Source organism: Streptococcus nakanonensis (assembly GCF_059738785.1).
Window position 1 is genome coordinate 793,141 of record NZ_AP027139.1, and the last position, 19,928, is coordinate 813,068.

11 protein-coding genes (1 of these 11 running past the window's edge) are annotated in these 19,928 nt (G+C 42.6%); 9 read left to right on the forward strand and 2 right to left on the reverse strand.

All coding sequences use genetic code 11. From position 1 onward, the window contains the following. A protein-coding gene (locus tag AC6I9F_RS03960; protein ID WP_498022925.1) for a DUF1542 domain-containing protein crosses the window boundary here: on the forward strand, positions 1–9,412 show its end. Its footprint begins 23,519 nt before the window's first position; 9,412 of the gene's 32,931 nt are visible here — the last part of the coding sequence; the start codon falls outside the window, past its left edge; its stop codon occupies positions 9,410–9,412. 163 nt (positions 9,413–9,575) lie between these two features. On the opposite strand, the gene AC6I9F_RS03965 is transcribed toward AC6I9F_RS03960, so the two are convergent. Continuing rightward, on the reverse strand, positions 9,576–9,728 hold the full coding sequence (locus AC6I9F_RS03965; RefSeq protein ID WP_483675279.1) for a hypothetical protein: 153 nt from the start codon (positions 9,726–9,728) through the stop codon (positions 9,576–9,578). A 50-nt stretch (positions 9,729–9,778) separates the two neighbouring features. Between AC6I9F_RS03965 and AC6I9F_RS03970 the strand changes: the two genes are divergently transcribed. The 5 genes from AC6I9F_RS03970 (at position 9,779) to AC6I9F_RS03990 (ending at position 13,972) form a co-directional block, all read left to right on the forward strand. Next, positions 9,779–10,282, forward strand: a complete 504-nt coding sequence (locus AC6I9F_RS03970; protein ID WP_239499811.1) for a hypothetical protein — start codon at positions 9,779–9,781, stop codon at positions 10,280–10,282. 47 nt (positions 10,283–10,329) lie between these two features. Further along, the gene (locus tag AC6I9F_RS03975; RefSeq protein ID WP_498022928.1) at positions 10,330–10,680 is read left to right on the forward strand and encodes a hypothetical protein; all 351 of its coding nucleotides are present in this window, start codon (positions 10,330–10,332) and stop codon (positions 10,678–10,680) included. 111 nt (positions 10,681–10,791) lie between these two features. Beyond that, positions 10,792–11,391 (forward strand): DUF6088 family protein, encoded by a 600-nt coding sequence (locus AC6I9F_RS03980; RefSeq protein ID WP_164226732.1) that lies wholly within the window; start codon positions 10,792–10,794, stop codon positions 11,389–11,391. Between the two features lie 234 nt (positions 11,392–11,625). Next, a complete protein-coding gene (pgdA, locus tag AC6I9F_RS03985) occupies positions 11,626–13,017 on the forward strand; it encodes a peptidoglycan-N-acetylglucosamine deacetylase PgdA (RefSeq protein ID WP_204321844.1) in 1,392 nt (463 codons plus the stop codon). A 112-nt stretch (positions 13,018–13,129) separates the two neighbouring features. Beyond that, positions 13,130–13,972 carry an aldo/keto reductase gene (locus AC6I9F_RS03990; protein WP_112444199.1) on the forward strand — a complete coding sequence of 281 codons (843 nt, stop codon included), beginning with the start codon at positions 13,130–13,132 and terminating at the stop codon, positions 13,970–13,972. A 256-nt stretch (positions 13,973–14,228) separates the two neighbouring features. Here AC6I9F_RS03990 and AC6I9F_RS03995 read toward each other — a convergent pair whose 3' ends face one another. Then, positions 14,229–15,395: an IS30 family transposase gene (locus AC6I9F_RS03995; protein WP_000160552.1), complete on the reverse strand. Its 1,167-nt coding sequence runs from the start codon at positions 15,393–15,395 to the stop codon at positions 14,229–14,231. Positions 15,396–15,788: 393 nt separating this feature from the next. Here AC6I9F_RS03995 and AC6I9F_RS04000 point away from each other — a divergent pair, with 393 nt between their 5' ends. From AC6I9F_RS04000 to glyS, 3 genes are all read left to right on the forward strand, one after another. After that, entirely contained in the window at positions 15,789–16,550 is a 762-nt protein-coding gene (locus tag AC6I9F_RS04000) for an elongation factor Tu (protein ID WP_498023174.1), read from the forward strand. 192 nt (positions 16,551–16,742) lie between these two features. Beyond that, positions 16,743–17,660, forward strand: coding sequence for a glycine--tRNA ligase subunit alpha (gene glyQ, locus AC6I9F_RS04005; RefSeq protein ID WP_498022931.1), 918 nt, complete (start codon positions 16,743–16,745; stop codon positions 17,658–17,660). A 211-nt stretch (positions 17,661–17,871) separates the two neighbouring features. Next, positions 17,872–19,908, forward strand: a complete 2,037-nt coding sequence (glyS, locus tag AC6I9F_RS04010) for a glycine--tRNA ligase subunit beta (protein ID WP_498022933.1) — start codon at positions 17,872–17,874, stop codon at positions 19,906–19,908. Positions 19,909–19,928: the final 20 nt, after the last annotated feature.

The following is a 19,928-nucleotide window of genomic DNA, read 5'->3' on the forward strand; positions in this document are numbered from 1 at the left end:
TGTCGTCTTCAAAGATGGCAACCAAACAGTGGCTAAACCAGCAGGCGTAACAGTTCGTTGGCAAGGTGGCACTGCACCAGGTATCGCAACAGCGTCCGCAAGCAATGTGGGACGTATCGAGGTAGAATACCCAGCAGACAATGCGGCAGGTAAGACGGTTCAAACGCTAGAAGTAGCCCTTCCAACTTATCATGCAGTAGCCAAGGAAACAGAAGTCGTGCGTACGATTGGTTCAACCTTTGCCTCAACAGAAGCTAGCGCTTATGTGAAGAAAGCAGAAAATGGACCAGACCTTCCACAAGGCACAGAGTACACATGGCAAACAGATGAGACAGCTAATAAGGCCTATGGTTCAGGCACTTGGGGTAAAGTCAACGATGACTGGCTTGGTAAGAAGACCAACAAGGTTAAAGTTTACTACCCACAAGTAGACGGTGGTAATACGAAAGATGAAAATCTGGCAGAAGAAACACAGGAAATCACCTTTGTGACCAAACCAGCGACTCCAAGTATTACGACTGACTTGACAGGAAGCGCCGGCACAAGAAAAACCATCCATATTGAGAATGCGACACCAGGAACCACTGTTGAGCTCTACAATGGCGATACGAAAATTGGTTCTGTAGATGTACCGAAAGCTGGTACGACTCGTTACAGTGATCTAACGACAGTTGATCTAACGATGACCCAGGACATCCCAACATCAACCAACATCACAGCCAAAGCGGTTTACAAACCAACCGAAGCAACTGAACGCGTTGAATCAGATGCAAGTACTGCCAAAGCCTCAACCTTCATCACTCTAAGTGCTAAAGGCAGCATCCAAACCATGAAGGGAACAGGCACTCTTACTGAGTTGGATAACTTGAACGAAGCCACTCTAGCTAAGTTACTCCGTCGTTCAGACGCAACTACGGACTTCACAGGCGCAACAGGCCGCTGGAAGAACCAAGATGCGACTAGAAAAACGGCAGAGGCAGGCACACGAACAGAAACCCTTCTAGTGCGCCTAGCAGGTCAAACGAATGAGCAAGAGGTCAACTTCACCTTCACTACTTTAGCGCAACCAAGCGCCAAAGCTGTCATAAGAACAAATGGTCAAGATATTACAAATGATGACTTGAGCAAGTATGTAACAGCAGACGGCAACAATGGTTTGAGTTGGGAAAACCAACCAGCTAAGGTAGAAGTCGGCAAAACTCTTCCACGTATCCAAGTCACTTACCCAAGTGATGGTGTAGCGGTATCAGACGTTACGACTCAATACGTGACACCAACAGTGTACGCAGTGGCAGAGAACCCAACTCCAGGTATTGATGCGCATAAAGGTAGCACGCTTTCAGAAGCCGCTTCTGACTATGTGAAACCAGCACCAAACACAGAAGGCTTCCCTAATGGTACGACTCATGCATGGAAGGATGGAGATAAACCAAGTACCGACCATGTAGGAGAAGTGACGAAGACAGTTGTGACCACTTATGGTAAGGGCGATGACGTACCGGCTGAGCTTCGAGGTAAGGAAGTAGAAACACCGGTGACGATTACAGTTGTCCCAGACAAACCAGTTGTGACTCCAAATACAGACGGAACAGTTGGTGTGACAATTCCAGAGGAAACAACGAAAGTTGAAGTGACATACACTCCAGAAGGACAAGACGCTCCAACAACCGTAGAGGTTACGAAGAACCAAGATGGAAGCTGGACAGCGCCAGCAGACAGTGGTATCACGATTAACCCAGACGGCAGCCAGATTACGGTGCCAGCGGACAAGGTGAAAGATGGCACAGGTGTCACAGCCAAAGGTATCACGACAATTGACGGTAAAGACTTTACAAGTCAGTCAAGTGATAGTGCAGATGCCAAAGCGCCACGCTTGGGTAAACCAACGATTAGTCAAAACGCAGACTACGGCATTGAAGTTGAATTGGATGACAAGGCAACTCATGCAGAAGTAGACTATGTGGATGCGGCTGGCAATACTCGTAAGTTAACCTTTGATAAGGCAACTAATGGGGATTGGACGAAGACAGATAATGTCGCTATCGGAACAGTCGTGACAACTGGTAACAAGATTGTGATGCAGGCCAATACAGCTCAGGCAGGTAGCATCGTAAAAGCTACTCAAAAATCAGCTTTATCAGATCCATCAGAAGCAGCTGACCACAAGGCAGTGGGCTTACTGAACAGTCCAGTTGTGACTCCGCAAATTGATAGTGGCGTCCAAATAGAAGCTCCAAGTGACGCGACAAGTCTTGAAGTAACCTACACGCCAGCAGGCAGTCAAGCGTCAACGAAAGTGACCCTTACTAAGACTGACCAAGGTTGGCAAGTTCCAGAAGGATTTGAAGTAGGCACAGATGGCAAACCAGTCTTGAAAGCCAAGACAGCTACAGCCGGAACTGAGGTAACGGTACAAGCCAAAGCACAAGACATGGAAAGTAAGCCATCCACTGGTAAAGTGAAGACAGCTCAACCATCAACCTTTACTCCAGAAAGTAAACAAAATGGGGATGTTGTGATTCCATTACCAGCTGATGCGGATAAAGTCGTGATCAACTACCCAGAAAGTGATACGGTTACGAAGACAGTAGAACTTACCAAGGGAGCAGATGGCAACTGGAGTGCACCAGCGGATAGCCCAATCACAGTTAAAGATGGCAAGGCAACTGTTAAACAAGGAACAGCAAGCAGTGGTAAGTCTATCACAGCTCAAGCAACAGCCGGAACTGGCACAGATGTCAGCGCGGCACGCGAAGCGACTATAACTGTTCCAAGTCATACGCAGCCAACTGTTAGCACCATTACGGTAGAAGCAGATAGCAAGCCAACAGCAGATTCTATTAGCAATGCCGTAACAGCAGAGCATAAGAAAACTGCGGTAGCTAAAGCAGCTCTTCCAACAGTAGCAGCAGGAACCAGTCAAACTGTGGGAGTGACCGTCACTTATGACGATGACTCTACAGAAGATGTAGAAGTTACAGTCCAAGCTAAAGAAGCAACACCGACAGCAGCCACAACCAAACAATGGCAAAATGGTGATGTTGAAATCGGCTTACCAGACACTGCGGATAAAGCACGCTTGACTTATACAGATAAGCAAGGTGCAAGTCAAACAGTTGATCTCAGCAAAGGAGCGACAGGCTGGACGGTAACAAGCGGTGATGCGAGTCTATTAGCTAACGGTACGTTACGCTTGAAACCATCAAGCTACACAGCTGGTCAAGCAGTAAGTGTCAGCGCAACCAAGGGAAGCGACGCTACAACCAGTCAGGCATCAAGTGCAAGTATCACTCCGACAGCACATACTGTGGACATCGCTTCAATCACCAAGGTGAAAGGTGAAGCCGTAGAGGCAACAGACCTCACAGGTGCTGTAACAGCGACAGGCAAAGATCACGTGGAAGCAGTAGGCACAGTCCCTACAGATTTAGGTAAACACCAAATCTCAGCTAAGCTTGTTTATGGTGATACGAGTGAAGAAACCATTCAGATTCCATATACTGTCAAACCAAGCACTCCAAGTCTTGTAAGTGCAGTCGGTAAGAAAGATGCGGGCAGCGTTACAGTGAATGGCGTGAATAGTGGTACCACGGTAGCCCTCTATGACATGACCGATCCAACTAACCCAATCGAATTGGGACGCACAGATGTGCCAAAAGATGGTGACTTTACGCTCAAAGATGGAGTAGCGATTAACCTAGCACCAGGTAAGAGCTTGACGAAGGACATGCCGATCGCGGTTCGCAGTATCTACAAACCAACCGTAGCGGCTGAACGAACAGCATCAGACTACGGCACAAGCTTGAAGGTAACAGAAGGTCTAAAAGCCAAAGACTACCACTTGATTAAGGGAGCAACCCCAACAGACGCATTGACAGATCGACTTCAATATAAGGATGATACAGCTCTTCCAGCAGGCTCAACAGTAGAATGGAAGGAAACTCCAGACTACAGCCGTGTGGGTGATGCGACTTACAAAGCGACTGTTACTATTCCAGGCTCAGGAAGCACAGAAGTGACGATTCCAGTGCATGTTTATCCAACGGTAGCTCTAGCTAGTCCGAACGGCTATAACAATAAACAAGGTACCTTGTCACATGGAGCTGACGCAGAGACATATGTCGTCTTCAAAGATGGCAACCAAACAGTGGCTAAACCAGCAGGCGTAACAGTTCGTTGGCAAGGTGGCACTGCACCAGGTATCGCAACAGCGTCCGCAAGCAATGTGGGACGTATCGAGGTAGAATACCCAGCAGACAATGCGGCAGGTAAGACGGTTCAAACGCTAGAAGTAGCCCTTCCAACTTATCATGCAGTAGCCAAGGAAACAGAAGTCGTGCGTACGATTGGTTCAACCTTTGCCTCAACAGAAGCTAGCGCTTATGTGAAGAAAGCAGAAAATGGACCAGACCTTCCACAAGGCACAGAGTACACATGGCAAACAGATGAGACAGCTAATAAGGCCTATGGTTCAGGCACTTGGGGTAAAGTCAACGATGACTGGCTTGGTAAGAAGACCAACAAGGTTAAAGTTTACTACCCACAAGTAGACGGTGGTAATACGAAAGATGAAAATCTGGCAGAAGAAACACAGGAAATCACCTTTGTGACCAAACCAGCGACTCCAAGTATTACGACTGACTTGACAGGAAGCGCCGGCACAAGAAAAACCATCCATATTGAGAATGCGACACCAGGAACCACTGTTGAGCTCTACAATGGCGATACGAAAATTGGTTCTGTAGATGTACCGAAAGCTGGTACGACTCGTTACAGTGATCTAACGACAGTTGATCTAACGATGACCCAGGACATCCCAACATCAACCAACATCACAGCCAAAGCGGTTTACAAACCAACCGAAGCAACTGAACGCGTTGAATCAGATGCAAGTACTGCCAAAGCCTCAACCTTCATCACTCTAAGTGCTAAAGGCAGCATCCAAACCATGAAGGGAACAGGCACTCTTACTGAGTTGGATAACTTGAACGAAGCCACTCTAGCTAAGTTACTCCGTCGTTCAGACGCAACTACGGACTTCACAGGCGCAACAGGCCGCTGGAAGAACCAAGATGCGACTAGAAAAACGGCAGAGGCAGGCACACGAACAGAAACCCTTCTAGTGCGCCTAGCAGGTCAAACGAATGAGCAAGAGGTCAACTTCACCTTCACTACTTTAGCGCAACCAAGCGCCAAAGCTGTCATAAGAACAAATGGTCAAGATATTACAAATGATGACTTGAGCAAGTATGTAACAGCAGACGGCAACAATGGTTTGAGTTGGGAAAACCAACCAGCTAAGGTAGAAGTCGGCAAAACTCTTCCACGTATCCAAGTCACTTACCCAAGTGATGGTGTAGCGGTATCAGACGTTACGACTCAATACGTGACACCAACAGTGTACGCAGTGGCAGAGAACCCAACTCCAGGTATTGATGCGCATAAAGGTAGCACGCTTTCAGAAGCCGCTTCTGACTATGTGAAACCAGCACCAAACACAGAAGGCTTCCCTAATGGTACGACTCATGCATGGAAGGATGGAGATAAACCAAGTACCGACCATGTAGGAGAAGTGACGAAGACAGTTGTGACCACTTATGGTAAGGGCGATGACGTACCGGCTGAGCTTCGAGGTAAGGAAGTAGAAACACCGGTGACGATTACAGTTGTCCCAGACAAACCAGTTGTGACTCCAAATACAGACGGAACAGTTGGTGTGACAATTCCAGAGGAAACAACGAAAGTTGAAGTGACATACACTCCAGAAGGACAAGACGCTCCAACAACCGTAGAGGTTACGAAGAACCAAGATGGAAGCTGGACAGCGCCAGCAGACAGTGGTATCACGATTAACCCAGACGGCAGCCAGATTACGGTGCCAGCGGACAAGGTGAAAGATGGCACAGGTGTCACAGCCAAAGGTATCACGACAATTGACGGTAAAGACTTTACAAGTCAGTCAAGTGATAGTGCAGATGCCAAAGCGCCACGCTTGGGTAAACCAACGATTAGTCAAAACGCAGACTACGGCATTGAAGTTGAATTGGATGACAAGGCAACTCATGCAGAAGTAGACTATGTGGATGCGGCTGGCAATACTCGTAAGTTAACCTTTGATAAGGCAACTAATGGGGATTGGACGAAGACAGATAATGTCGCTATCGGAACAGTCGTGACAACTGGTAACAAGATTGTGATGCAGGCCAATACAGCTCAGGCAGGTAGCATCGTAAAAGCTACTCAAAAATCAGCTTTATCAGATCCATCAGAAGCAGCTGACCACAAGGCAGTGGGCTTACTGAACAGTCCAGTTGTGACTCCGCAAATTGATAGTGGCGTCCAAATAGAAGCTCCAAGTGACGCGACAAGTCTTGAAGTAACCTACACGCCAGCAGGCAGTCAAGCGTCAACGAAAGTGACCCTTACTAAGACTGACCAAGGTTGGCAAGTTCCAGAAGGATTTGAAGTAGGCACAGATGGCAAACCAGTCTTGAAAGCCAAGACAGCTACAGCCGGAACTGAGGTAACGGTACAAGCCAAAGCACAAGACATGGAAAGTAAGCCATCCACTGGTAAAGTGAAGACAGCTCAACCATCAACCTTTACTCCAGAAAGTAAACAAAATGGGGATGTTGTGATTCCATTACCAGCTGATGCGGATAAAGTCGTGATCAACTACCCAGAAAGTGATACGGTTACGAAGACAGTAGAACTTACCAAGGGAGCAGATGGCAACTGGAGTGCACCAGCGGATAGCCCAATCACAGTTAAAGATGGCAAGGCAACTGTTAAACAAGGAACAGCAAGCAGTGGTAAGTCTATCACAGCTCAAGCAACAGCCGGAACTGGCACAGATGTCAGCGCGGCACGCGAAGCGACTATAACTGTTCCAAGTCATACGCAGCCAACTGTTAGCACCATTACGGTAGAAGCAGATAGCAAGCCAACAGCAGATTCTATTAGCAATGCCGTAACAGCAGAGCATAAGAAAACTGCGGTAGCTAAAGCAGCTCTTCCAACAGTAGCAGCAGGAACCAGTCAAACTGTGGGAGTGACCGTCACTTATGACGATGACTCTACAGAAGATGTAGAAGTTACAGTCCAAGCTAAAGAAGCAACACCGACAGCAGCCACAACCAAACAATGGCAAAATGGTGATGTTGAAATCGGCTTACCAGACACTGCGGATAAAGCACGCTTGACTTATACAGATAAGCAAGGTGCAAGTCAAACAGTTGATCTCAGCAAAGGAGCGACAGGCTGGACGGTAACAAGTGGTGATGCGAGTCTATTAGATAACGGTACGTTACGCTTGAAACCATCAAGCTACACAGCTGGTCAAGCTGTAAGTGTCAGCGCAACGAAGGGAAGCGACGCTACAACCAGTCAGGCATCAAGTGCAAGTATCACTCCGACAGAGCATACAGTGACTACAAATACACTAGTCAAACCATACAAACAAAATGTTACAGATAATGATTTGTTAAACGCTGTAAATGCTGAACACAAACAGACTGTTAATCTGAAAGATGGAACAAGTTATCCTACAACAGATGGTTTCCATGATATTGAACTTACAGTGACATATGAAGATGGTAGTACGGAAAATGTACCAGTGAAATATAAAGTCACAGATGCTTCTAAAGGGACTATCGACAAAGCGGCTGAGACTAAGAAAGCTGAGATTGATAAGCGTACCGACTTGACGAAAGAAGAGAAGGACAAAGCGAAATCTGATGTTGATACAGCAGCAAAAGACGCTAAGAAAGCTATTGACGACGCGACAACTAACGATAAGGTAGAAGAAGCGAAGAATAATGGCAATACAGCTATCGATAACATCAACCCAACTGGCGATAAGAAATCTGAAGCTAAGAAAGAAATCGACAAAGCGGCTGAGACTAAGAAAGCTGAGATTGATAAGCGTACCGACTTGACGAAAGAAGAGAAGGACAAAGCGAAATCTGATGTTGATACAGCAGCAAAAGACGCTAAGAAAGCTATTGACGACGCGACAACTAACGATAAGGTAGAAGAAGCGAAGAATAATGGCAATACAGCTATCGATAACATCAACCCAACTGGCGATAAGAAATCTGAAGCTAAGAAAGAAATCGACAAAGCGGCTGAGACTAAGAAAGCTGAGATTGATAAGCGTACCGACTTGACGAAAGAAGAGAAGGACAAAGCGAAATCTGATGTTGATACAGCAGCAAAAGACGCTAAGAAAGCTATTGACGACGCGACAACTAACGATAAGGTAGAAGAAGCGAAGAATAATGGCAATACAGCTATCGATAACATCAACCCAACTGGCGATAAGAAATCTGAAGCTAAGAAAGAAATCGACAAAGCGGCTGAGACTAAGAAAGCTGAGATTGATAAGCGTACCGACTTGACGAAAGAAGAGAAGGACAAAGCGAAATCTGATGTTGATACAGCAGCAAAAGACGCTAAGAAAGCTATTGACGACGCGACAACTAACGATAAGGTAGAAGAAGCGAAGAATAATGGCAATACAGCTATCGATAACATCAACCCACAGCCTGCTCCTCGTCCAAATCCAACTCCACGTCCTGACGACAGTGCTAACACCAACAGCGGTACTAATGCCGATAACGGTGCTAACACGAACAACGGCGGTACTACCACCCCTGCTGACAGCAATAGCAACAGTGTGACACCAGGTAACAGTGGCAACACTCCAGTCCCTAGTGTGACGACAGACGATAGTAGCAACACCACCCCTGCTACTCCATCATCTACTGTTGGGCAGGCTCAAGCAAGTACTCCAGCTCAAGAAACACCAGTTTCTACAAACACTCCAAACAATTCAGGCGATACAGCAACTCCTAGCGAGACTCGTCCTGTTGACAAGTCTGAACTTGCTCGATTGGTTGAAGAACTGGAAACTCGTTTGAAAGATTTGGATGGTATTGATCAATCTGTCATCGACGCTGCGAAGATTATTCTCGGAGAGGGTCAAGAAGCCCTTAGAAATGCTGACTTGACAGAGGCAGGCTTGAAAGAGATGACTGCTAAGGTCAAAGAAGCCCTCGAATCCTTGAAAGGCAAGCAAGCGACTAAGGATGAAGAAGAAACGAAAGAAACAAGGAAAGAGCAAGGTCATCTTCCATATGGTACGATGATTGGCAGCCTACTTGCCCTTCTTGGTCTCCTTCTCTTCCTCATCGCGCGTCGTAAGAAAGAGTCAGAACTCAAGAAGTTGACCAAGGAATTGACTAAGGTTCTGCAAGAAAGCGACCTTACAAGTGTAGATGCGAAAGTTCTCGACCAAGCACGAGAAGCTCTCGCTCAAGCGGTTGCCTTCCTAGCCAATGAGAAAGAGTCTGACCACACAGAAGATGAGTTGATTGAGAAACTCAAATCTATTCTTGCTCAGTTAAGATAAGCGACATGTGAAATATCGCAGGCGACCATAGAAGTTACTATATTGCTGGATAATAACTATAGGAAAAGTTAGTCGCAAACCTGTAGTGGGAAGTTGCCAGCTTCTAGCGGGGAAGTGGTTCTGGGAACAGGACACCATCTTTTGGATGGGAATGCTTCCTCCTTTAGTACAAGTAGAAGTCTTCGATGGCAGAGTAAGATAAAGAAGAAACACGAGACAAGTAAGATAGTTCATGAAATGGAACTGAAAATTGCTGGTGTGGACTCTTGAAGGAAGTAATGGATAGAAAGAAGTTGAGAAGCGTCTTTCTATCCATCTTTCTTTAGGAGTGTATGTAAGCGCTTTAAAAATAGAAAGGGTAATGGAATGGGGAAACATGAAAGTAGAAAAAACAAACCTATTTTATTAGTAGGGAATGGAATCAATAGATTATTTGCAAGCGAGCCAGAAAATGATGATTTCTTTAATGTCGACAAGTTTAGAGGTGAAAAAGAGGCGGAGAAACGTTCATTACATGCTGAGATAAGCGATTCTTTAAGTTTTCCGATGAGGATTTCAGTAAACTATGAGGGGAAAGAAGAAACTGTCGCAGAGGAACTAACTGATTTTTTGAAGGATAAGATGACGATTTCAAAAAGAAAGAAAGAGTTTCTTGAGGATTTATTGAACTTAGAAGTAGAGAATATTTTGACGACGAATTACAGCTTTGAGTTTGAAAAAACAATTTGTACTAATCCATCTATTGGAAAAATCTTAAATCTATATGGATATAGGAAAGAGGGTGAAATCAGTAAAAAGGAAAAGGAACTAGGAATCTATCAGTATATAAAATTAGGTGATCGAAAAAATTATGGCATATACATGGAATAGCAACCAGAAAAAATTCTATTATACTCGGACAATACCATTATGGCTATTTGCTTTCGCAGGTGATAGGATATACGTCTGAATTATTAAGAAGATGGAATTCTAAAAATGATTTTTATCATCATTCATGGATTGATTGTTTTGTAAGCAATGATGTGCATATCCTTGGTTTTGCTTTCGATTTAGCTGAAATCGATTTGTGGTGGCTACTCGCATACAAGAAGAAACATTTTGAATTTACAAAGGTGTATTTTTACTCGAAAGTTGGAGATTTAGATGATAATGTGAGAATACTCTTGTGTACATATGGCGTTATTATAAAAGAAATAAATACGGCTGATTATCATGATTTTTATAATCAAGCTATTACTGAAATAAGAAATGGGATAAAAAATGGATAGAGATTTTACATAAGAAATTGTAAGAGGTCTGTTCCCTCTTGATAAAATGACTCTCATTTGACTTTTTGCACCAAAAATAGCATCATATTCGGTGCAAAGGAGGTGTGATAGATGAACGATAAGCAGGAAATAGTGAACAGGATAGAAAACTTTGAATCGAATCAAGTTTTTATAGCAAATGATTTCTTTGATATTGCAGGATATGAAACTGTTCGTAGTACATTAAATCGTCTTGTAAAAGACAAAGAGATTACTCGCATTTTGAAAGGTATTTATTATAAACCAAAATATATAGAACTGATTGGAGAGTATGCAATGGCGTCTGTGGATGAAGTTGCGGATGCTATTGCTAGAAAATATAATTGGACCATTGCTCCATCGGGAAACACAGCCCTTAATTTACTTGGTTTATCTACGCAGGTACCAGCAAAATGGACCTATATATCAGATGGAAGATATGCCAGTTTTAATGTTGGTAAGGCAAGGATAGAATTTAAGCATAGAAATAATGGAGATATTTCAAATATGTCAACCTTAACTGCAATGGTGATACAATCTGTCAAGGCAATGGGGAAAGAGAACATTACTTCTCAGCAGATTGACTACTTACGGAAAAAATTATCTGAAGAAGAAAAGTCAACATTACTAGCTGAAGGTAAAACTACAAGTGTCTGGGTATATAGTATTATCAAGAAAATATCAGAGGTATAGGGATGTTTGAGGATAAATCGATTGGGAAAAATAAATCAATTTCTCAGAATGTTTTTAGAAGTGACGGTGTCTATTCTAGCTTCAATCCACTAGAAATTCCATAGATAGAAAACTACATAATCTCTACAGATAGGGCTGATCGAGTTGATGTGAGATGATTTGGCTTGCTGGAGGAATTCTGGATTGCCAAACTGTATCATTGAAATTATTGCTCAAATTTGTTATGATATAAATATGAATAAAAGTAGACTGGGACGTGGCAGACACGGGAAAAAGAGACATGTATTATTGGCTTTGATTGGTATTTTAGCAATTTCTATTTGCTTATTAGGCGGATTTATTGCTTTTAAAATGTATCAGCAAAAAAGTTTTGAGCAAAAGATTGAATCGCTCAAAAAAGAGAAAGATGATCAATTGAGTGAGGGAAATCAGAAGGAGCATTTTCGTAAGGGGCAAGCCGAAGTGATTGCCTATTATCCTCTCCAAGGGGAGCAAGTGATTTCGTCTGTTAAGGAGCTGATAAATCAAGATATTAAGGACAAGCTAGAAAGTAAGGACAATCTTGTTTTCTACTATACAGAGCAAGAAGAGTCAGGTTTAAAGGGAGTCGTCAATCGTAATGCGACCAAACAAATCTATGATTTAGTTGATTTTAAGGTTGAAGAGACTGAAAAGACCAGTCTAGGAAAGGTTCACTTAACAGAAGATGGGCAACCTTTTACACTTGACCAACTCTTTTCAGATGCTAGTAAGGCTAAGGAACAGCTGATAAAAGAAATCACCTCCTTTATAGAGGATAAAAAAATAGAGCAAAACCAGAGTGAGCAGACTGTAAAAAGCTTCTCTGACCAAGACTTGTCTGCATGGAATTTTGATTACAAGGATAGTCAGATTATCCTTTATCCAAGTCCTGTGGTTGAAAATTTAGAAGAGATAGCCTTGCCAGTATCTGCTTTCTTTGATGTTATCCAATCTTCGTACTTACTCGAAAAAGATGCGGCCTTGTACCAGTCTTACTTTGATAAGAAACATCAAAAAGTTGTCGCTCTAACCTTTGATGATGGTCCAAATCCAGCAACGACTCCGCAGGCATTAGAGACCCTAGCTAAATATGGTGTTAAAGCCACTTTCTTTGTGCTTGGGAAAAATGTTTCTGGGAATGAGGACTTGGTGAAAAGGATAAAATCTGAAGGTCATGTTGTTGGAAACCATAGTTGGAGCCATCCGATTCTCTCGCAACTTTCTCTTGATGAAGCTAAAAAGCAGATTACTGATACCGAAGAGATTTTGACAAAAGTTTTGGGAACGAGTTCTAAACTCATGCGTCCACCTTATGGAGCTATTACAGATGATATTCGCAATAGCTTGGATTTGAGCTTTATCATGTGGGATGTGGATAGTCTGGATTGGAAGAGTAAAAATGAAGCGGCTATTTTGACGGAAATTCAGCATCAAGTAGCTAACGGCTCTATCGTTTTGATGCATGATATTCACAGTCCGACAGTCAATGCCTTGCCAAGGGTCATTGAGTATTTGAAAAATCAGGGTTATACCTTTGTGACCATACCAGAGATGCTCAATACTCGCCTAAAACCTCATGAACTGTATTATAGTCGTGATGAATAAGCAACAAAAATAGGTCTGTCAGATATGTGATAGACTTATTTTTTACAGAAGATAGTACTAATTAGCAAAAAAATTATGCTATAAATGATAAAGAAAATAGAAGGAGAAGCATATGAATACCTATCAATTAAATAATGGAGTAGAAATTCCAGTATTGGGATTTGGAACTTTTAAGGCTAAGGATGGAGAAGAAGCCTATCGTGCAGTGTTAGAAGCCTTGAAGGCTGGTTATCGTCATATTGATACGGCAGCGATTTATCAGAATGAAGAAAGTGTTGGTCAAGCAATCAAAGATAGCGGAGTTCCACGTGAAGAAATGTTCGTAACTACGAAGTTGTGGAATAGTCAGCAAACCTATGAGCAAGCTCGTCAGGCTTTTGAAGAGTCTTTAGAGAAGCTGGGATTGGAATATTTGGATCTGTATTTGATTCATTGGCCGAACCCAAAACCACTTAGAGAAAATGACGCATGGAAAACTCGCAATGCGGAAGTTTGGAGAGCGATGGAAGACCTCTATCAAGAAGGGAAAATCCGTGCTATCGGCGTTAGCAATTTTCTTCCCCATCATTTGGATGCCTTGCTTGAAACTGCAACTATCCTTCCTGCGGTCAATCAAGTTCGCTTGGCACCAGGTGTGTATCAAGAGGAAGTCGTAGCTTACTGTAGAGAAAAAGGAATTTTATTGGAAGCTTGGGGCCCTTTTGGTCAGGGAGAACTTTTTGATAGCAAGGAAGTGCAAGAAATAGCAACAAATCACGGAAAGTCTGTTGCTCAGATAGCCTTGGCCTGGAGCTTGGCAGAAGGATTTTTACCACTTCCGAAATCTGTTACAGCATCTCGTATTCAGGCTAATCTTGATTGCTTTGGAATTGAATTAAGTAAAGAGGAACGAGAAACCTTAAAAACGATTGCTGTTCAATCTGGTGCTCCACGAGTTGATGATGTGGATTTTTAGAAAAGGTAAATTCCCAAACTAAGTTCCACCGCTAGTAGAAGTGGAAGTTAATCTGATAAAAATTGTAAAAACCAGTGGAAATCCATGTCAGGGTAAGTTCCACTGGTTTTACTAATGCTTGATTTTATTGCTTTTGTAGCCAAAATGAATCGAAAAAAAGAGCGCACAAAATCCTCTTATCTGAAAGCGTTTCAGATTAAGTTCCGCTATGGTGGAAGTTAGTGTGAGACGTTTGAATAGGGTTTTAGGTTAGTTTTTAGAACTTATGTTGGAGTAATTTAGAAGACTGACAGACGTCTTCTGCAGGTATTTTAGAAATACCGAGAAGCTTAGGAATTTCTTCTCCATAAGTAAAGGCAAAGAGTTCATAAGCTGACTTTCCATTCAAAGCAGCACGTTTGACGCTGTTGACATGAGAGCAGACGAGATTGATGTCCTCTTGAGTTAAATTGTCAAAAGAAGTTCCTTTAGGTAGAATGTCGCGAATCAGCGTGTGATTTTTCTCAATTCTCCCTTTCTGGTCAGAGCGATTAGGGTCACAAAAGAAGAGTTTACTCTCTCCTCGCACATCCATTTCGATGTCATCAACCCTGGCAAACTCTCCACCATTATCGGTAAGAATGACAGGGAAGAGTTGGAAGAAATCTTTGTCCGCTTGGTGAAGAGTGTTCTTGATGTCATAGAGATGTTTGGTAACCTCAAGGGCAGTTTTATTATCCAGAAGTCTAGCGAAGATAAAGTTACAGAAAGATAGATTGAAGGTGAGTAGGACTTTACCTCCCATTCTCCCCATAACTGTGTCCATTTCCAGCCAAGAGTCTAGTTGATTCAGTGCTAAATAGTTTTGGAAATCCTCATAGGAACGGCCTTTTTTAGCTTCTTTAGGGATGGAAGGTAGCTTACTTTTTCGTCTTTCTTTGAATTTAACGGCTCTGGCAAGATCAATCGGAGCGATAGATAGGTACCCTTTTCGGATGTGTCGATAGACAGTTGAGGAGCTGACATCAAGGTTATGAGTTTTGAGAATATGATAGATGTGTTGTCCTTTTTTAACCCCATCAGAAATGACTTTGTCCATGTCCCAGAAGGTCTTGGAATTGAGGGGAGTTCCTTCACGAGCTTCGCCAAGAGTTTGTTCGTATTGTTTTTGAGCTTGCTTAGCGAGGTAGAAGATCTTCTTATAGCCACAATTCTGTCTTCTTTTAGGGCAGCCGTTACAGACAAAGGGAGCTTTGTCGAGTAGAGGGCAAGGAAGGTTATGGCATGTAGACTCTCGGACTTGTCTGTTTCGTTTGACTTCTTTAGAAACAGTAGTCGGGTCTTTTAGAATGGATTGTCCAATAGCTTTGAAGGTTTCACTGCGCTCTAAACCTAATTGGATATCATTACGGTCTGAAAGGGTAAGGTGTTTATGTTTTGTCATAGTAGACCTCGTTTCTAACTCAAACGTCTCACACTTAATTCCACCATAAAAATCCGTTTTAGACTAATTTCCACTTTGGTCAGGCAAGTGGAAGTTACTTTGAGAAGTTACAGATTTTTAGAAAATCATAAAAAGAATTGTACATTGTTCTAATTTTTGATATAATAGTCAGCAGGAAAGAAAGTCTTATGGCGTTCTTCAAGCGAGCTTGGGATAGTGGGAGCCAAGTAGAGCAAAATAAAGTGCTGGCGCTTTCTGTAGTATTTTCAAAAACAATGAAGTAATAAATTAGGGTGGAACCGCGTTTCTGACGCCCCTAGGTTAAATCAACCTAGGCTTGTCGGATGCGGTTCTTTTGCTTATTCAGTCTATTGTATGAAAGAAAGGAGAGCCGTGGATAACCTTTATCTTGTTAAAGACGATAGCCAACTAGATGAATTTCGTGATTTTGTATTAAGAAATACTGAAAAGTTGGAGGGCTATCAATCTTTTTTAAAGAATGAACTTGCAGTCTATGATTTACCGCAAGCCGTTATTTGGTCAGATTTTAATGCTGCTACACAGATTATTAGGGAAAGTGCTGTTCCAGCCTATACAAATAATAGACGAATAGTTATGACGCCTGATTTAGCTGTTTGGAAAGAGTTGTATTTGTATCAGTTGATGGACTACGAGTGTTCTCAGCAAACTCAAGCAATAGAAAGTCACTATCATTCTTTATCTGAAAATTTCCTCTTACAGATTGTAGGACATGAGTTAGCTCATTGGTCGGAGTATTTTTTAGATGATTTTGATGGTTACGACTATTATATCTGGTTCGAAGAGGGGATGGTTGAATATATTAGTCGCAAGTATTTCTTGACAGAAGAGGAATTTCAAGCGGAAAAAATTTGTAATCAATCTCTCGTAGAACTTTTTCAGAAGAAGTATGGTTGGCACTCATTGAATGATTTTGGTTCCTCTACTTATGATAAAAATTATGCAAGTATTTTTTACGAATACTGGCGTAGTTTTTTGACAGTAGATAAGTTGGTAGAAAATCTAGGTAGTGTACAAGCTGTCTTTGATTCTTATCATCTATGGGCAAATACAGATAAAACTCTTCCCTTGTTAGATTGGTTTGTTCAGCAGAAATTAATTGAAAAAGAAATATAAAAACTAAAGGAGTAAATAATGTCTAAAAAATTGACTTTCCACTGCGTCAGTGGCAGAAACCTCCTTACAGTCGGGCTACCCCACGCTCAGCACTAGAGTGCCTGAGCTAGACGCAGTACTAACTCGTCTTGCCTCGTATGATCGACGAGGCAGACTCGTGTCGCAAGTAATTTATATAAAAAGGAGTAAACAATGTCTAAAAAATTGACTTTCCAGGAAATCATCCTTACTTTGCAACAATTTTGGAATGACCAAGGTTGTATGCTTATGCAGGCTTATGACAACGAAAAAGGTGCGGGAACCATGAGTCCTTACACTTTCCTTCGTGCTATCGGACCTGAGCCATGGAATGCGGCTTATGTAGAGCCATCACGTCGTCCTGCTGACGGTCGCTATGGGGAAAACCCTAATCGTCTTTACCAACACCACCAATTCCAAGTGGTCATGAAGCCTTCTCCATCAAATATCCAAGAACTTTACCTTGAATCTTTGGAAAAATTGGGAATCAATCCTTTGGAACACGATATTCGTTTCGTTGAGGATAACTGGGAAAACCCATCAACTGGTTCAGCTGGTCTTGGTTGGGAAGTTTGGCTTGATGGGATGGAAATCACTCAGTTCACTTACTTCCAACAAGTTGGTGGATTGGCAACTGGTCCTGTGACTGCAGAAGTTACCTATGGTTTGGAGCGTTTGGCTTCTTATATTCAGGAAGTAGATTCTGTCTATGATATCGAATGGGCTGATGGTGTAAAATACGGAGAAATCTTCATCCAGCCTGAGTTCGAGCATTCAAAATATTCATTTGAAATTTCGGACCAAGAAATGTTGCTTGAAAACTTTGATAAGTTTGAAAAAGAAGCTGGTCGTGCACTGGAAGAAGGCTTGGTACACCCTGCCTATGACTATGTTCTCAAATGTTCACACACCTTTAACCTGCTTGACGCGCGTGGTGCCGTATCTGTCACAGAGCGTGCAGGCTATATCGCTCGTATCCGTAACTTGGCCCGTGTCGTAGCCAAAACCTTTGTCGCAGAACGCAAACGCCTAGGCTACCCACTTTTGGATGAAGAAACACGAGCTAAACTCCTAGCAGAAGACGCAGAATAAAGAGAGTGACAAATTACGAAAATGGGCGAACAGTGTGAGCCCTGAGCCAGTTGCCGTAGTGATGAAGGTATCCTTAGTGAAGCTGAGGATACTAGGCAAAATTGGAGACTTTTGGTTCCAATTTTAGCAATGAAACAACGAAGTTGGTTGCTTGCGTGCCAATGACATAAGGCAAACTGGAAAATAAAAAGATACTTTTCGGAGAAAAAACATGACAAAAAACTTATTAGTAGAACTCGGTCTTGAAGAATTACCAGCCTATGTTGTCACACCAAGTGAAAAACAACTAGGCGAAAAAATGGCAGCCTTCCTCAAGGAAAACCGTCTGTCCTTTGAAGCTATTCAGACCTTCTCAACACCACGTCGTTTAGCTGTTCGTGTGACTGGTTTAGCAGACAAACAGTCTGATTTGATAGAAGATTTCAAGGGTCCAGCAAAAAAAATTGCCTTGGATAGTGAAGGGAACTTTACCAAAGCAGCTCAAGGATTTGTCCGTGGAAAAGGCTTGACTGTCGAAGATATCGAATTCCGTGAAATCAAGGGTGAAGAATATGTCTATGTCACTAAGGAAGAAATTGGTCAAGCAGTTGAAGCCATTATTCCAGGTGTTGTGGATGTCTTGAAGTCACTGACTTTCCCTGTCAGCATGCACTGGGCTGGTAATAGCTTTGAATACATCCGCCCTGTCCACACTTTAACCGTTCTTTTAGATGAAGAAGAGTTTGATTTGGATTTTCTTGATATTAAGGGAGGTCGTGTCAGCCGTGGACATCGTTTCTTGGGACAAGAAACCAAGATTCAGTCAGCATTGAGCTATGAAGAAGACCTTCGTAAGCAGTTTGTAATCGCAGATCCACGTGAACGTGAGCAAATGATTGTTGACCAAATCAAGGAAATTGAGGCAAAACATGGTGTCCGTATCGAAATTGATGCTGATTTGCTGAATGAAGTCTTGAACTTGGTTGAATACCCAACTGCCTTTATGGGAAGTTTTGACGCCAAATACCTTGACGTTCCAGAAGAAGTCTTGGTGACTTCGATGAAGGAACACCAACGTTACTTTGTTGTCCGTGATCAAGAAGGTAAACTCTTGCCAAACTTTATTTCTGTTCGTAACGGAAACGCAGAGTATTTGGAAAATGTCATCAAAGGAAATGAAAAAGTCTTGGTAGCCCGCTTGGAAGACGGAGAATTCTTCTGGCGTGAAGACCAAAAATTGGTGATCTCAGACCTTGTTGAAAAATTAAACAACGTCACCTTCCACGAGAAGATTGGTTCCCTCCGTGAACACATGATTCGAACGGGTCAAATAGCTGTACTTTTAGCAGAAAAAGCTGGTTTGTCAGTGGATGAAACTCTTGACCTTGCTCGTGCAGCAGCTATTTACAAGTTTGACTTGTTGACAGGTATGGTTGGTGAATTTGATGAGCTCCAAGGAATTATGGGTGAGAAATATGCCCTTCTTGCTGGTGAAACTCCAGCAGTGGCAGCTGCTATTCGTGAACATTACATGCCTACATCGGCTGAAGGAGAACTTCCAGAGAGCAAGGTCGGCGCAGTTCTAGCCATTGCAGACAAATTGGATACGATTTTGAGTTTCTTCTCAGTAGGTTTGATTCCATCAGGTTCTAATGACCCTTATGCTCTTCGTCGCGCGACGCAAGGTGTTGTTCGTATCTTGGATGCTTTTGGTTGGCACATTGCTATAGACGAGCTGATTGATAGCCTTTATGCTTTGAATTTCGATAGTTTGACTTATGAAAATAAAGCAGAAGTTATGGACTTTATTAAGGCCCGTGTTGATAAGATGATGGGTTCTACTCCAAAAGATATCAAGGAAGCCGTTCTTGCAGGATCAAACTTTGTTGTAGCGGATATGTTGGAAGCGGCAAGTGCTCTCGTAGAAGCAAGCAAGGAAGAAGACTTCAAATCATCTGTTGAATCACTTTCTCGTGCCTTTAACTTGGCTGATAAGGCAGAAGGAGTTGCTACAGTTGATCCAGCACTCTTTGAAAATGACCAAGAAAAAGCCTTGGCGGAAGCAATAGAAACACTTGTATTGTCAGGTTCTGCAAGTCAGCAATTGAAACAGCTCTTTGCGCTTAGTCCAGTCATTGATGCTTTCTTTGAAAATACTATGGTTATGGCCGAAGATCAGGCTGTTCGTCAAAATCGTTTGGCTATCTTGTCTCTTTTAACTCAAAAAGCAGCCAAGCTTGCTCGTTTTAACCAAATTAACACTAAATAAAATTTGATAAACAAACTTTA

Coding starts and splice junctions, on each gene's coding strand:
- AC6I9F_RS03965 (WP_483675279.1), bottom strand. CDS start 9,728: ATGGATAGAAAGACGCTTCTCAACTTCTTTCTATCCATTACTTCCTTC.
- AC6I9F_RS03970 (WP_239499811.1), top strand. CDS start 9,779: ATGGGGAAACATGAAAGTAGAAAAAACAAACCTATTTTATTAGTAGGG.
- AC6I9F_RS03980 (WP_164226732.1), top strand. CDS start 10,792: ATGAACGATAAGCAGGAAATAGTGAACAGGATAGAAAACTTTGAATCG.
- pgdA (WP_204321844.1), top strand. CDS start 11,626: ATGAATAAAAGTAGACTGGGACGTGGCAGACACGGGAAAAAGAGACAT.
- AC6I9F_RS03990 (WP_112444199.1), top strand. CDS start 13,130: ATGAATACCTATCAATTAAATAATGGAGTAGAAATTCCAGTATTGGGA.
- AC6I9F_RS03995 (WP_000160552.1), bottom strand. CDS start 15,395: ATGACAAAACATAAACACCTTACCCTTTCAGACCGTAATGATATCCAA.
- glyQ (WP_498022931.1), top strand. CDS start 16,743: ATGTCTAAAAAATTGACTTTCCAGGAAATCATCCTTACTTTGCAACAA.
- glyS (WP_498022933.1), top strand. CDS start 17,872: ATGACAAAAAACTTATTAGTAGAACTCGGTCTTGAAGAATTACCAGCC.